General features: G+C 52.9%; 12 protein-coding genes, 1 tRNA gene, 3 pseudogenes and 1 riboswitch. Of the genes and pseudogenes, 6 read left to right on the top strand and 10 right to left on the bottom strand.

The window, feature by feature from the left end; translation table 11 throughout:
• Position 1: 1 nt before the first annotated feature.
• From CKO12_RS03350 to ubiV, 5 genes are all read left to right on the top strand, one after another.
• Entirely contained in the window at positions 2 to 646 is a 645-nt protein-coding gene (locus tag CKO12_RS03350; RefSeq protein ID WP_200153322.1) for a hypothetical protein, read from the top strand.
• Between the two features lie 124 nt (positions 647 to 770).
• Positions 771 to 932: a hypothetical protein gene (locus tag CKO12_RS03345; RefSeq protein WP_200153321.1), complete on the top strand. Its 162-nt coding sequence runs from the start codon at positions 771 to 773 to the stop codon at positions 930 to 932.
• Positions 933 to 1,104: 172 nt separating this feature from the next.
• Complete coding sequence (mnmL, locus tag CKO12_RS03340; RefSeq protein WP_200153320.1) at positions 1,105 to 2,076, top strand: tRNA modification radical SAM protein MnmL/YtqA; 972 nt, start codon at positions 1,105 to 1,107, stop codon at positions 2,074 to 2,076.
• A gap of 19 nt (positions 2,077 to 2,095) precedes the next feature.
• Positions 2,096 to 3,091, top strand: a complete 996-nt coding sequence (ubiU, locus tag CKO12_RS03335; RefSeq protein ID WP_200153319.1) for a ubiquinone anaerobic biosynthesis protein UbiU — start codon at positions 2,096 to 2,098, stop codon at positions 3,089 to 3,091.
• 20 nt (positions 3,092 to 3,111) lie between these two features.
• Positions 3,112 to 4,017 carry a ubiquinone anaerobic biosynthesis protein UbiV gene (ubiV, locus tag CKO12_RS03330; protein WP_200153318.1) on the top strand — a complete coding sequence of 302 codons (906 nt, stop codon included), beginning with the start codon at positions 3,112 to 3,114 and terminating at the stop codon, positions 4,015 to 4,017.
• Positions 4,018 to 4,162: 145 nt separating this feature from the next.
• Here the strand turns inward: ubiV and ahcY are convergent, their stop codons facing one another.
• The 9 genes and pseudogenes from ahcY to recA all read right to left on the bottom strand — a co-directional run.
• Entirely contained in the window at positions 4,163 to 5,569 is a 1,407-nt protein-coding gene (gene ahcY, locus CKO12_RS03325) for an adenosylhomocysteinase (protein ID WP_200153317.1), read from the bottom strand.
• Positions 5,570 to 5,591: 22 nt separating this feature from the next.
• Positions 5,592 to 5,675: riboswitch (S-adenosyl-L-homocysteine riboswitch) on the bottom strand.
• 191 nt (positions 5,676 to 5,866) lie between these two features.
• A tRNA-Ser gene (locus tag CKO12_RS03320) sits at positions 5,867 to 5,956 on the bottom strand.
• A 66-nt stretch (positions 5,957 to 6,022) separates the two neighbouring features.
• Entirely contained in the window at positions 6,023 to 6,235 is a 213-nt protein-coding gene (gene csrA / locus CKO12_RS03315; protein ID WP_105074511.1) for a carbon storage regulator CsrA, read from the bottom strand.
• A 168-nt stretch (positions 6,236 to 6,403) separates the two neighbouring features.
• The gene (locus CKO12_RS03310; RefSeq protein ID WP_200153316.1) at positions 6,404 to 7,624 is read right to left on the bottom strand and encodes an aspartate kinase; all 1,221 of its coding nucleotides are present in this window, start codon (positions 7,622 to 7,624) and stop codon (positions 6,404 to 6,406) included.
• Between the two features lie 47 nt (positions 7,625 to 7,671).
• Positions 7,672 to 10,287: an alanine--tRNA ligase gene (gene alaS / locus CKO12_RS03305; protein ID WP_200153315.1), complete on the bottom strand. Its 2,616-nt coding sequence runs from the start codon at positions 10,285 to 10,287 to the stop codon at positions 7,672 to 7,674.
• 30 nt (positions 10,288 to 10,317) lie between these two features.
• Positions 10,318 to 10,767 (bottom strand): regulatory protein RecX, encoded by a 450-nt coding sequence (locus CKO12_RS03300; protein WP_338032687.1) that lies wholly within the window; start codon positions 10,765 to 10,767, stop codon positions 10,318 to 10,320.
• A 14-nt stretch (positions 10,768 to 10,781) separates the two neighbouring features.
• Positions 10,782 to 11,198 (bottom strand): annotated as a pseudogene (locus CKO12_RS15115) (recombinase RecA family protein); the annotation flags it as partial.
• Between the two features lie 237 nt (positions 11,199 to 11,435).
• Positions 11,436 to 11,681: pseudogene (locus CKO12_RS15205) on the bottom strand (intein-containing recombinase RecA); the annotation flags it as partial.
• Positions 11,673 to 12,284, bottom strand: a pseudogene (recA, locus tag CKO12_RS15110) (recombinase RecA); the annotation flags it as partial. The pseudogenes CKO12_RS15205 and recA, both read right to left, overlap by 9 nt.
• A 287-nt stretch (positions 12,285 to 12,571) precedes the next feature.
• On the opposite strand from recA, the gene CKO12_RS03290 reads away from it, so the two are divergent.
• Positions 12,572 to 12,979, top strand: a complete 408-nt coding sequence (locus CKO12_RS03290; protein ID WP_200153312.1) for a phosphate-starvation-inducible protein PsiE — start codon at positions 12,572 to 12,574, stop codon at positions 12,977 to 12,979.
• A 58-nt stretch (positions 12,980 to 13,037) separates the two neighbouring features.
• Here CKO12_RS03290 and CKO12_RS03285 read toward each other — a convergent pair.
• Positions 13,038 to 13,497, bottom strand: a 460-nt coding sequence (locus CKO12_RS03285) for a transposase (protein WP_200153311.1), incomplete at its 5' end; no start/stop codon positions are given.

The raw sequence follows: 13,497 nt of genomic DNA, 5'->3' as shown, positions 1-13,497 counted from the left end.
TATGAAAAAAAAGATTCATAATATAAGCAATTTGCTACAGACAAAAGGGTTTACCTTAATCGACTTACTTGCTCTACTCGTTTTTGTTATTATATTTCTTGTTATAACAGTAATTGTCATCAGTGTCATTGAGTATGGATCGCTTGAAACACCAGAACCACTGGAGCAAGTTGTGCAGCCTGTTTCTACGAATACTTCTAAAAACCAAAAGACACAAACGATTGGTGCAATACAACTTTCAAAGGATCAAAGGCAAGAAGAAGCTGCGAGTGAGGAAGTGAATGTGCCGGATGGAGTTAAAGTCACCGTGAAACGTTCTCGTACAATTGCTCGAACCGTCAATATTCAATGGGAGGCTCTTGGAGGGATAGATGCTAATGTTGGGATAAAAAATATTGTGGATACATCGGTAAGATGGGAGATAAAACAAATAAAAGGAGAAGATTTCAAAGAAAGCGAAACTATCGAATATGAAATCGAATTGAATGGAGAAAAAAGTAATCGGTATAAACTCATCTGGATCGATACGTGGCGAAAAGGCAGTGTTGAACTTCGAGAAAAAAGCACGGAGATTCAAACATATTTTATTCCATTCGAGATTCGTGAGAAAAGCGAACTTCATGTCAGTGCGATTCATTCGGATTAACATCAAGAACATCTGCGTAGATTGAGTTGCCGCATTTTTGGCAACCCAAATTGCCCAAGCAGCATTAAATCTTACCCAACTCAAAGCCAGCATCGGTATAAAAGAAAAATAGATGAAAACGTTGATGTTAAAAATTGATGATAGTGTCAGTGAAAATTTAGAAGAAAATGAATATATTAACGATGATACTTATCTCCGAAACGTTGAGGGTATGACGCAAAGTATTCTCGAAGCCAAGAATGAGCCAGTAACAAATGGCGTCACGCTCGATAAATTGGAGTGGTGATGTCTACTGTTATAGTTATGACGCACGCCCAGAAAGATGCTAAAAACCCTTGCCGTAAGTGGCTTGAAAGAAAAAGCATTAAAATAGATATTCTTCAACAAAGCCCATGCAAGTATCTGCTAAATTAAACATTCACCAATAAAATTGAGAGAAAGATCACTTATTGAATATTATGCAATCTCCTCCTGTTTTACCGCGTATTCTCAGCGCCCGCGTTCACACCTTTGGTCAATATCTGCTGCAACGCTACGGCCAGCGCGTCCACAAGCTCGCGCTCCACGCGGGTTTTACCTGCCCGAATCGTGACGGCGTCAAAGGACATGGCGGCTGCACCTTTTGCAATAACGTGTCATTTAGCCCGAATGCGCAGGAGCCACCGCCGCTGGATGCGCAGCTTGAAGCGGGACGAACAGTGGTGGCGAAACGCACCGGAGCGCGGCGCTTTATCGGTTATTTTCAAGCCTACACCAACACTTACGATCCGCTTGACGCCCTGCGCCAGCGGTATGACAGCGTGTTGCGGCATCCCGATGTGATTGGCTTGTCGATTGGGACGCGCCCCGATTGTGTGCCGGAAGCGGTGCTGGATTTATTGGCAAGTTATCAGGCGCAGGGCAAGGAGATTTGGCTGGAGCTGGGGCTGCAATCGGCAGATGACCGCACGTTGGAACGGATCAATCGCGGTCACACTTTCGCCGATTATCGGACGACGGCGCTGGCGGCAGCGCAGCGCGGGATTCCGGTGTGTGCGCATCTCATCATTGGCTTGCCGGGCGAGGGACGCACGGCAGCGTTGAGCAGTTTGCAGCAGGTGCTGGAGATCGGCGTGGCGGGTTTGAAATTGCATCCGCTGCATGTTGTGCAGCACACGCGGCTGGCGCTGGATTGGCAACGCGGCAACTATCAACCGCTGGCGCGGGCAGACTATGTGGAGATTTGCGCTGATCTGGTGGAACGCACACCGCCAGCGGTGATTTATCATCGCCTGACGGGCACTGCCTCCCGCGACATCTTGCTGGCGCCAGACTGGTGTCACCAAAAATGGGCGGTGCTCAATGCGATTGAAGCTGAGTTATGCCGCCGCGACAGTCGTCAAGGCGCTCGTTTTGATTTCTCTCATCACCAACTGGTCAGCTCTGCCTGACCGCGCAGGAGACGCTTTTATGGAACTCGTCTGTCCCGCCGGTAATTTGCCGATGCTCAAGGCGGCCGTCGATCACGGTGCCAATGCGGTGTACATCGGTTTCCGCGATGACACCAACGCCCGCCATTTTGCCGGGCTGAATTTCAATGACAAACAAATCCGCGAGGGGCTGCATTACGCGCATGACCGCAAGGTCAAGGTGTTTGTGGCGATTAACACCTACGCGCAGCCGAATGGCTGGGAACGCTGGACGGCAGCGGTAGATCGCGCCGTTGATCTGGGCGTGGACGCGATCATCCTCGCGGATATGGGCGTGTTGGATTACGCCGCCAATCGCTATCCGCAGGTCAATCTGCATTTATCGGTGCAGGGTTCGGCGACCAATCCGGCGGCGATTCGTTTTATGCACCGCCATTTCGGTATCAAGCGCGTGGTCGTGCCGCGAGTGCTCTCGCTGGCGCAGGTCGCGCATTTAATTGAGGAAACGCCGGTGCCGGTGGAGATTTTCGGCTTCGGCAGCCTGTGCGTGATGGTTGAGGGACGCTGCCTGCTGTCGTCGTATGCCTGCGGACAATCGCCCAACACTTACGGCGCGTGCTCGCCCGCTGCGCATGTGGAATGGCGCGACACGCCCAAAGGTCAGGAAACGCGGCTGGGCGGAGTGTTGATTGAACGGCGCTCGCTTGATGAACCGGCGGGGTATCCGACGCTGTGCAAAGGGCGTTATGACGTGGCCGGCGAATTGCGCCACGCGATTGAAGAGCCAACCAGTTTGAATACGCTGGACATTTTGCCGGGGATTCTCGCCGCTGGCGTCAGCGCGATCAAAATTGAAGGGCGGCAGCGCAGCACCCGTTATGTCGCGCAGGTGGCGCAGGTTTGGCGCGAGGCGATTGATGCCTGCCAGCGCAATCCCGATGCGTTTCGTCCCAAAGACAGTTGGCACCAGATTCTCGCGCAGGTCTCCGAAGGTGCCCAAACCACGATTGGGCCATATCACCGCCCTTGGCACTAATTCACTCACAGCGACTCGTCATGCCAACGACTTCACACTCCACCCCTCGCCTCACCCTCGGCCCGATTTTGTATCACTGGTCGCGGGAACAGGTTTTTGATTTTTATGCAGAAATGCTCGAAACGCCGGTCTCCGTTATTTATCTCGGCGAAACCATTTGCTCAAAAAGACGGCTGCTGCGTCCCGAAGATTATTGGGAATTAGCCGAGCGCGTCGCTGCTGCTGGCAAAGACCCAGTGATTTCAACGCTGGCGCTGATTGAAGCCGACAGCGAATTAAAAACGCTGCAACGGATTTGCGCTGACGAGCGGTTTTTAATTGAAGCGAATGATTTAGCGGGATTAGATTTTCTCGAAGGTCGCCCATTCGTCACCGGTCATTCCATCAATTTATACAACCAGCGCACTTTGGCATTTCTCGCTGCTCGCGGCTTAAAACGCTGGGTATTACCGGTTGAATTGGGACGCGAAACTGCCGCTGCTTTAATTCAAACGCGACCGGATGGCGTCGAGTGTGAATTGTTTGCTTATGGGCGGCTGCCGCTGGCGTATTCCGCCCGCTGCTTCACCGCGTATAACCGCAATTTGAGCAAAGATGATTGCCAATTTTGCTGCGGCGATTATCCCGATGGCTTATTGATTTCCACGCAGGAAGCAATGCCATTTTTGGCGCTCAACGGTATTCAAACCCAATCGGCAACCACGCATAATTTATTATCGGTATTGCCAGAAGTGACACAAATGGGCGTCGAATTGCTGCGCATCAGTCCACAGTCAACTCACACTGCCGACATCGTCCGCGTGTTTGCCGATACGCTGGCGGGCAAACTCACTGCTGCTGACGGCACCGCGCAATTACGCGCTTGGTGTCCGAATACATTGAGCGATGGTTATTGGACGGGCAAGGCAGGAATTGCAACGGCTTAATTCAAGAGAGATCATTTTGCACAAAAAAACCATCTCCCGCGCAATACGGGAGATGGTTTTTGTTATGGTGATTGAATGCAGCGTTTAAGCTACCAGAATCACCAAACTGCTTTTCTCAGTAAAGAAAAAAGCAATTCAAGCGCAATCAATAACGATAGTTGTCCGCTTTATATGGTCCTTCAACTGCGACGCCAATATACTCCGCCTGTTTGGGCGTCAGCGTCGTCAATTTGACGCCAATCTTCTCCAAATGCAGCCGGGCAACATCTTCATCCAAATGCTTCGGCAATACATATACACCAATCGGATATTCCTCCGGTTTGGTGAAGATTTCAATCTGCGCCAGCACCTGATTGGTAAAGCTATTGGACATCACAAAACTGGGATGACCAGTTGCACAACCGAGATTCACTAACCGCCCTTCCGCCAATAATGTAATGCGATGACCAGCGGGGAATACGATCTGATCGACCTGTGGTTTGATATTGACCCACTCGTATTGCTTCAGGCTGTAAACCTGAATTTCATTATCGAAATGACCGATATTGCACACAATCGCCTGATCTTTCATTGCGATCATGTGATCGTGGGTAATGATGTCGGTATTGCCAGTGGCCGTGACAAAGATGTCCATCATTGATACGACATCATCAAGCCGCACCACGCGATAACCTTCCATTGCGGCTTGTAAGGCGCAAATCGGATCAATTTCTGTGACCCAAACGGTTGCACCTAAACCGCGCAATGAAGCTGCCGAGCCTTTACCCACATCGCCAAAGCCGCAGACCAATGCTAATTTACCTGCAATCATCACATCGGTCGCACGTTTAATTGCATCAACCAATGATTCACGACAGCCATATAAATTATCAAACTTGGATTTCGTCACCGAATCATTGACATTCATGGCGGGGAATAACAATTGCCCATCGCGGTGCATTTGATAAAGCCGATGCACGCCAGTTGTGGTTTCTTCCGTGACGCCTTTAATGGCAGCGGCAATTCCGTGCCAATGCTGCGGATTGCGGTCGAAGGTGCGACTGAGCAGACCAAGAATTGCTGTCCATTCTTCACTATCGCCAGCAGCAGGAGCGGGAATTGCGCCTGCGTTTTCGTATTCAACGCCCTTATGAACCACTAAAGTTGCATCGCCGCCATCATCAAGAATCATATTCGGGCCAGCACCATCTGGCCAATTCAATACCTGTTCAGTACACCACCAGTATTCTTCCAGCGTTTCACCTTTCCACGCATAAACCGGAATACCAGCAGCGGCAATTGCTGCCGCAGCGTGATCTTGGGTTGAAAAGATATTGCAGGAACACCAGCGCACCTGCGCACCCAATTCAACCAGCGTTTCAATCAATACGGCGGTCTGAATCGTCATATGCAAACTGCCGGTAATCCGCGCTCCGGTCAATGGCTTTGATGCGCCGAATTTCCGCCGCAGCGCCATCAATCCGGGCATTTCAGTCTCGGCGATGACCATTTCTTTGCGCCCAAAATCAGCTAAAGCAATGTCGGCGACTTTGTAATCAGAAAACTCACTCATGGTTAATCAACTCTCGATGAATCGTGAGTGAGCGCCGTTAAATAAAGGGAAATCACAACGCCGAGCCTGGCTCGAATCAAATCGAGTTGCAACGCTCCTCGGCGGCGTGATGGAACGATAAAGAATACTGGCAATTGATGGCAAAAAGATGATCAGCACTCTGCCAGCAAATCATAATTCCCGCGCATAAAAAAAGACCGCGAGGTCTTTAATGATGTGGCTGTTCAGTCGTTTATTCAAGCTCTGATTGAAGACAAATAAAAACCCGTTACATTAACAACGGGTTTTTATAAAAACTGGCGGAGAGAGAGGGATTCGAACCCTCGATAGGGATTAACCTATACTCCCTTAGCAGGGGAGCGCCTTCAGCCGCTCGGCCATCTCTCCTCAAACAATCTGCCTATTCGCCTTGCGATTAGGACGCGCATCCTAACACGTTCTATTCAATTTGCGCTAGTTGTCTGCGTCTTCTTCAACGCTCGCGCTTTGCCCGCCATCCGCTTGCTCACGCTTGATCCGCTCGTAAATTTCCTCACGATGCACCGACACCTCACGCGGGGCGTTGACGCCAATTCGCACCTGATTCCCTTTGACGCCAAGAACGGTGACAGTCACTTCGTCACCAATCATCAGCGTCTCACCGACGCGACGAGTCAAAATTAACATCGTTGCTTTCTCCCTTTGCTTTCACTGATCTAATGATCCATTTGCTGCGATAGCTGCTACCGCTGTCAGGTCAGGCAGCAGTCCCGCAGATCATTCCCATTTGCTGGCCACTGCCGCAATTCTAGCAACTGCTTGGATAATGACAATTCGCAATTGACGCGCTGGCAGTTAATCCGCCGCTAAACCGAACGCCTCGTGCAATGTCCGCACGCCAAGCTCCAGATATTTCTCATCAATCACCACCGAAATTTTGATTTCTGAGGTGGAAATCATGCGGATATTGATGCCTTCTTTGGCGAGGCAGCCAAACATCTGGCTGGCGATGCCCGCGTGGCTGCGCATTCCCACGCCCACCAGAGAAATTTTCACGATCTTGGCATCGCCCAACACCTGCCGCGCCCCCAGCGTGTGCGCCATCGCGTCGAGAATTTCCAGCGCCCGTGCATAATCGTTGCGATGCACCGTAAACGTAAAATCCGTCGTCGCCTCTTGCGCCCCGACGTTTTGAATAATCATGTCCACTTCGATATTGGCCGCCGCAATCGGCCCCAAAATCTGATGCGCCACGCCCGGCTGATCCGGCACCCCCAGCACCGTCAACTTCGCCTCATCCCGACTGAACGCAATCCCCGCAATTTTCGCGTCTTCCACACTCTCATCCTCAAACGTAATCAGCGTGCCCTCGCCGTCAATAAAACTGGAGAGCACCCGCAACGGAACCTGATATTTGCCCGCAAATTCCACCGAACGGATTTGCAACACCTTCGAGCCGAGGCTGGCCATCTCCAGCATTTCCTCAAAAGTAATGCGGTCGAGCTTACGCGCTCGCGGCTCCACTCGCGGATCGGTGGTGTACACGCCATCGACATCGGTATAAATCTGGCATTCATCCGCCTTCAGCGCCGCCGCAATCGCCACTGCCGAAGTATCCGAACCGCCGCGCCCCAGCGTCGTGATGTCGCCGTGCTCATCAATGCCCTGAAAACCGGCGATCACCACCACCCGCCCAGCATCCAAATCCGCCTGCACCCGCGCTCCATCAATGTCCCGAATCCGCGCCTTGTTGTGCGCACTATCGGTCAAAATCTGCACCTGAGCGCCGGTGTACGACCGCGCCGGACACTCCCGCGCCGCCAGCGCCATGCTCAACAACGCAATCGTCACCTGCTCGCCGGTGGACAGCAGCACATCCAACTCACGCGGCTCGGGGCGCGGCTGAATCTGTTTCGCCAGCCCCAGCAAGCGATCCGTCTCACCTGACATCGCCGACAGCACCACCACCACCTGATGCCCCAGCGTCACCCACCGCTGCACCCGCTCGGCAACGGCAGTGATGCGCTCCACGCTGCCGACCGAGGTTCCACCATATTTCTGCACAATCAACGCCATCGTTTGTTTCCAGTTGTCAGTTTGATGCCATTTTTAGAATGTCGTGATCACGCGGCGGCGGCTGATTTCTCGCGCACCCAATTTTCCACCAGCGCCAGCGCCGCCGGTAATCCAGCCGGATCAGTGCCGCCCGCCTGCGCCATATCGGGACGACCGCCGCCCTTGCCGCCAACCTGCGCTGCGACGACGCCGATCAATTCGCCCGCTTTGAAGCGATTGGTCAAATCTTTGGTCACGCCCGCGACCAAACTGACTTTGCCGTCAGCGACCGTCGCCAACACCACCACCGCTGAACCGAGTTTATCTTTCACTTGATCGAGCGTGTCGCGCAGCGTTTTTGGCTCCGCGCCAGCCAGCTCCACCGCTAACACCTTGATTCCATTCACCAGCACCGCTTGACTCGCCACATCTTGCCCGGCAGCGGCAGCGAGCTTGGCTTTCAGTTGCGCCAGCTCCTTTTCCAAACGCCGACTGCGTTCCAGCAATTGCTCGACGCGCTCGCCAGCATCTTCGCGCCCGCCTTTGACCAATTCCGCCACGCGCAGCAGCCGCTCCTCATCTGCCGCAATTTCATTGAGCGCAGTCGCGCCGGTCGTCGCCTCAATCCGCCGCACACCCGACGCGATGCCCGTTTCGCTGAGAATTTTCACCAGCCCGATGTCGCCAACTGCCTTGACGTGCGTCCCGCCGCATAGCTCGGTCGAAAACTCGCCCATCCGCAGCACCCGCACCTGCGCCGCATATTTCTCGCCAAACAGCGCCATCGCGCCGGTCGCCTTGGCATCGTCCAAACTCATAATCCGCGTTTCGACCAGATGATTGGCGCGAACTTCGCGGTTAATTAACTGCTCAATGGTGCGCAACTGCTCGCGGCTGATCGGCGCAAAATGTGAAAAATCAAAGCGTAAGCGCGTCGGCCCGACCTGCGAGCCTTTCTGCTGCACATGTTCACCGAGCACTTGGCGCAGCGCCGCGTGGAGCAAATGGGTTGCCGAATGATTCAGCGCGATGGCGTGACGGCGTTCGGCATCCACCCGCGCCGTTACTCGGTCGCCAACCGTCACTTGCCCAGCGGTGACGCGCCCGACGTGAATCACTGCGCCAGCGCCTTTTTTGTGCGTGTCCCGCACCTCAAACCGCGCTGACTCCGTCGTCAGCTCGCCGCAATCGCCAACTTGACCGCCGGATTCACCATAAAACGGCGTTAAATCAAGCACAACCAAACCGTCATCGCCGCCGTTGAGCACATCGCACGAGTGCCCGTCACGATACAGCGCCACCACCGTCGCCTCGTCCTGTAATCGCTCATAACCGCAGAAATCGGTTTGACCTTGAATCTGAATCTCCAGCGCCTGCCCACCGCCGAACTGACTCGCTGCGCGTGCCCGTTCTTTTTGCTGCGCCATCGCCGCCTCAAAACCCGCCATATCCAGCGTCAAGCCGCGCTCGCGGGCGATGTCGGCAGTGAGATCGGTCGGAAAACCAAAGGTGTCGTAAAGTTTGAACACGGTCGCGCCGGGAATCTGCTGGCTCGTCAGTCCGGCAATCGCCTCATCAAGAATGCGCATTCCGTGCTCCAGCGTTTCCGCAAAGCGTTGTTCTTCCTGCACAATCACGCGCTCAATCTGCGCTTGTTCCCTGACCAATTCGGGATACGCGCCACCCATTTCCGCCACCAGCGCCGGCACGAGCTGATGAAAAAATGGCGTGGTGCAGCCGAGCCGATGTCCGTGCCGAATCGCCCGCCGCATGATCCGCCGCAGCACATAACCGCGCCCTTCGTTGCTGGGCGTCACGCCGTCAGCAATTAAAAACGCCGTCGAACGAATGTGATCAGCGATCACGCGCAGCGATTTGTCAGCGGGATCGGCGCAGTCGGTCAGCGCCGCTGCTGCCGCAATCAGGCGTTGAAACAGGTCAATGTCATAATTGCTGTGGACGCCTTGCAACACCGCCGCCAGCCGTTCCAGCCCCATGCCGGTATCGACCGACGGACGCGGCAGCGGCGTCAAATGCCCCTCGGCATCGCGGTTGAACTGCATGAATACGAGATTCCAAATCTCAACGTAGCGGTCGCCGTCTGCGTCCGCTGAACCGGGCGGACCACCAGCGATTTCCGCGCCGTGATCGTAAAAAATCTCCGAGCACGGCCCGCACGGCCCGGTGTCGCCCATCGACCAAAAGTTGTCTTTCGCCCCGCAGCGCGAAAACCGCGTCGGATCAATGCCGATCTCGTGGAGCCAGATATTCGCAGCGTCGTCGTCGTCCTCAAACACCGTCACCCACAATCGCGCCGGCGGCAGCGCCAGCACTCGCGTCAAATAATCCCACGCAAAACCAATGGCTTCGCGCTTGAAATAATCGCCGAAGCTGAAATTGCCCAGCATTTCAAAAAAGGTGTGATGGCGGGCGGTGTAGCCGACGTTTTCTAAATCGTTGTGTTTACCGCCAGCGCGGACGCAGCGTTGCGAGGTCGTGGCGCGGACGTAATCGCGGCGCTCGCGTCCTAAAAACAGTTCTTTGAATTGCACCATGCCCGCGTTGGTAAAGAGCAACGTCGGATCGTTGGCGGGCACCAGCGAGCTGGAGGCAACGCGCTCGTGCTGGTGATGGTGGGCGAAATAGTCGAGAAAGCTGGCGCGGAGCGCGGCACTGGTGGTCATGGTCAAAACGTCTCGCAAATGTCCGTCTAATCAGCGCAATACGCGCACAATTAAGTCTGTCGGAAAACCGCGCTGTTCGAGAAAACGAGCGCGGCGGCCATAGTCGGCGCGGTCAAGCGGTGGGGAGTCGCCAAAACGCCGCGCACACAGGTTGGCGAGACACTCCGCCCACTCCTCACGCAGCGGCGCCAGCGCGTCATCAATCAGGTCGTCGGTCAGGCCTTTATCGCGCAATTCGGCACGAATGCGGCGCGGTCCAAAACCTTTATTCATCCGCTCGGCGGTATAACGCGCCGCCAACCGCGCTTCATTCAAATAATCATGGGCTTCCAACTGCGCAAGCACCGGCGCAATCGCCGCCAATTCAAACCCGCGACTGCTGAGTTTGCGGGTTAATTCCAAACGGCTGTGCTCGCGCTGCGCCAGCAAGCGCAACGCGGTATTTTCAAGTGCTGGCGCGGGGTCGGCAGTTGCCATCATTTCAACGTGACAATTCAAAGATCATCGGTTGGCGCAGTTTCGCTGGCACCAGCAGCGGGCAATAATTTAGCGCGAATCTTGGCTTCAATTGATTGCGCCATTGCTGGATTATCACACAGATAATTGCGGACATTATCTTTGCCTTGTCCAATGCGATTGCCGTCGTAACTATACCAAGCGCCAGATTTTTCCACGAAACCTTCCGCAACGCCGATGTCAATAATTTCGCCTTCGCGGGAAATGCCATGCCCATACAGAATATCAAACTCAGCTTGGCGAAATGGTGGCGCGACCTTATTTTTAACCACCTTGACTTTAGTTTCGCTGCCGATAATTTCATCGCCTTTTTTGATATTGCCGGTGCGCCGAATATCCAACCGTACTGACGCATAAAACTTCAGCGCATTACCGCCAGTTGTGGTTTCCGGTGAATTATGCACAGCGACATGATCAATCAAATAACTGTGATTGCCCGCAACTTCTAAATCAAATCGCGTGCGATGACGCGGCGTCGCAGGGCGGATTTCTTTGCGCGTGATACGCATCGGAGCAGTTTGCCACGTCAGCGGCGCGGGCAAATCAGCCGCATCCGGTTTCACTGCCACCATCACTTCATCACCGACATTGAGATCGCCAGCGCGACGCTCACCGTTTGGCGTAAAAATTAAATGATTCGCCGTGCAAGTCAGTTTACGCCGCCCTGAACCGCCGCCGGCTGCCACTTCAAAATAAAGCCATTCCTCGGTATCACCGTTGCGAAACCAATTCACCACCGGACGCGCCGCTAACGCTCCGGTTTTTGGATCCATTGATAACACTTCTACCGGCAGCCGTTGATTCACAATTTTGCCGATTTTTTCAGTGGTGCCATCCGCTAAAACAACGCGAGCGTGATAATCAAAACAACCAAACATCACCCCAATTTTCATGCGGATTTGGTTAATAAAAATCACGCAACAATTCGAGCGATTGATATTGCCAGTTAATTTGCGCAATGCCTGCGACATTAACCGCGCATGAAGACCCATGTGCGAATCGCCCATTTCGCCTTCAATTTCCGCCTTTGGCGTCAACGCCGCCACCGAATCAACCACGACAATATCAAGCGCCCCAGAACGCACCAACATATCCGTCACTTCCAGCGCCTGCTCGCCAGTGTCTGGTTGAGACACCAGCAAATCCTTCATATTGACGCCGAGCTTTTCGGCATATCCCGCATCCAGCGCGTGTTCTGCATCAACGAACGCCGCCGTCCCGCCGAGTTTCTGCGCTTCCGCAATGATATGCAGCGTCAACGTGGTTTTGCCTGACGATTCCGGGCCATAAATCTCAATCACCCGCCCTTTTGGAACGCCGCCAATGCCGAGCGCCAAATCAAGACCGAGTGAGCCGGTCGAAATCGCCTCGATATTGCGCACTGCGCCGGTGTCGCCCATGCGCATCACCGTACCCTTGCCAAATTGCTTATCAATTTGCGCCAGCGCGGCAGTCAACGCTTTTCTGCGATTTTCATCCATCTCGATCTCCGTTAAGTCACTGATCCCAAGGGTTAAATTGCAAAAGTGGTGCGCCGGTTGCCGCGCAATATCAGCCGTGTTCCGCGCCCGCGCAAGCGGCGAATTATGGCACACCGACGCCAACAGCGGCAGTTGCGTACTTCATCTGTTTGCATTACGTTGATTTTACCATTCAGAAATCAACGCTGTGATTTATTTCATTAGCAATTTCTGAAATTCTTGATCCGTTAAAAAGAATGATACTATTCAAAGCGCGTCTATCTTTATTTTTCACTGGAGCACATACAATGTTATCAAATGAAGCGCTTGATCGCTGGTTATCCACCGTGTTTCATTATGTCGAAAAAGCAGTATTAGTCTTGGTAGGAGGACTGGCGCTGCTTGGAATTGGGCAACTGATTTTTGAAATTATGCAGCACGGCAAAATTCAGTTGCAAGATTTGCTGATGATGTTTATTTTTATTGAAATCATGGCAATGGCAAACATCTATTTTGTGCGCCGCAGCGTGCCCTTTACCTATCCGATGTTTATTGCCGTGACCGCATTATCACGCTTAATTGTGTTGCAAGGTAAAAACATCGCGCCGGAAAACTTGCTGTATGAAAGTGGGGCGATTTTATTAGTGAGCATTGCAATTTTAGTGCTGCGGTTTAGCCAGCGGCATTGTTTGGGTGAAGAAAGCGAACATCGCTGATCGTGATCCAGCTACAAAAAAACCAGCCATCGCGCTGGTTTTTTTACTTTTATAGGAGTTACGCAGTTGCGAACAAGCCATACAATGGTGCTGATAAATAAAATCGCACGGCACTGCGCACGATCTTATTTTTTGCTTCCATAATGCTTATTCCAGTTCGATAGAAGTAGCGTTCCAAACGTATGAAAGCACGAATTGCAAGACCAATATGATTGCGTTGAGAAATTGCTGAACGCGCTTGACAGCGTTCCACACCGCAGTTTTGTTTGAGATCGTGATGATAAACTTCAATCATCCATCTTTTTTCAGCCAAACTTTTGCGCATCAAATTTGACATTAAAAAATCATTAGTCGCCCAGTATTCCGTGTCACCGTTTTTGGAAACGATCCAGAATGCTTTTACTAAGCCATAACCTTTTAGGTGAACAATTTCTCCCTCAGAAGAAAGATGAACATCTCTAATCGCTCTGTTTCCGGTTCGGTCTGGATCAACTTGCCGGTTTGATTTGAGCTGCGTC

The sequence above is a fragment of the Chromatium okenii genome (assembly GCF_016583745.1).
In the GTDB taxonomy this organism is placed as follows: domain Bacteria; phylum Pseudomonadota; class Gammaproteobacteria; order Chromatiales; family Chromatiaceae; genus Chromatium; species Chromatium okenii.
The sequence above is the reverse complement of the archived record's forward strand: the minus strand, read 5'-3'. Positions and strand labels throughout refer to the sequence as shown.

Bases quoted from the DNA above. Each gene is read 5' to 3' on its own strand.
- CKO12_RS03350 (WP_200153322.1), top strand. From the start codon at position 2: ATGAAAAAAAAGATTCATAATATAAGCAATTTGCTACAGACAAAAGGG.
- CKO12_RS03345 (WP_200153321.1), top strand. From the start codon at position 771: ATGTTAAAAATTGATGATAGTGTCAGTGAAAATTTAGAAGAAAATGAA.
- mnmL (WP_200153320.1), top strand. From the start codon at position 1,105: ATGCAATCTCCTCCTGTTTTACCGCGTATTCTCAGCGCCCGCGTTCAC.
- ubiU (WP_200153319.1), top strand. From the start codon at position 2,096: ATGGAACTCGTCTGTCCCGCCGGTAATTTGCCGATGCTCAAGGCGGCC.
- ubiV (WP_200153318.1), top strand. From the start codon at position 3,112: ATGCCAACGACTTCACACTCCACCCCTCGCCTCACCCTCGGCCCGATT.
- ahcY (WP_200153317.1), bottom strand. From the start codon at position 5,569: ATGAGTGAGTTTTCTGATTACAAAGTCGCCGACATTGCTTTAGCTGAT.
- csrA (WP_105074511.1), bottom strand. From the start codon at position 6,235: ATGTTAATTTTGACTCGTCGCGTCGGTGAGACGCTGATGATTGGTGAC.
- CKO12_RS03310 (WP_200153316.1), bottom strand. From the start codon at position 7,624: ATGGCGTTGATTGTGCAGAAATATGGTGGAACCTCGGTCGGCAGCGTG.
- alaS (WP_200153315.1), bottom strand. From the start codon at position 10,287: ATGACCACCAGTGCCGCGCTCCGCGCCAGCTTTCTCGACTATTTCGCC.
- CKO12_RS03300 (WP_338032687.1), bottom strand. From the start codon at position 10,767: ATGATGGCAACTGCCGACCCCGCGCCAGCACTTGAAAATACCGCGTTG.
- CKO12_RS03290 (WP_200153312.1), top strand. From the start codon at position 12,572: ATGTTATCAAATGAAGCGCTTGATCGCTGGTTATCCACCGTGTTTCAT.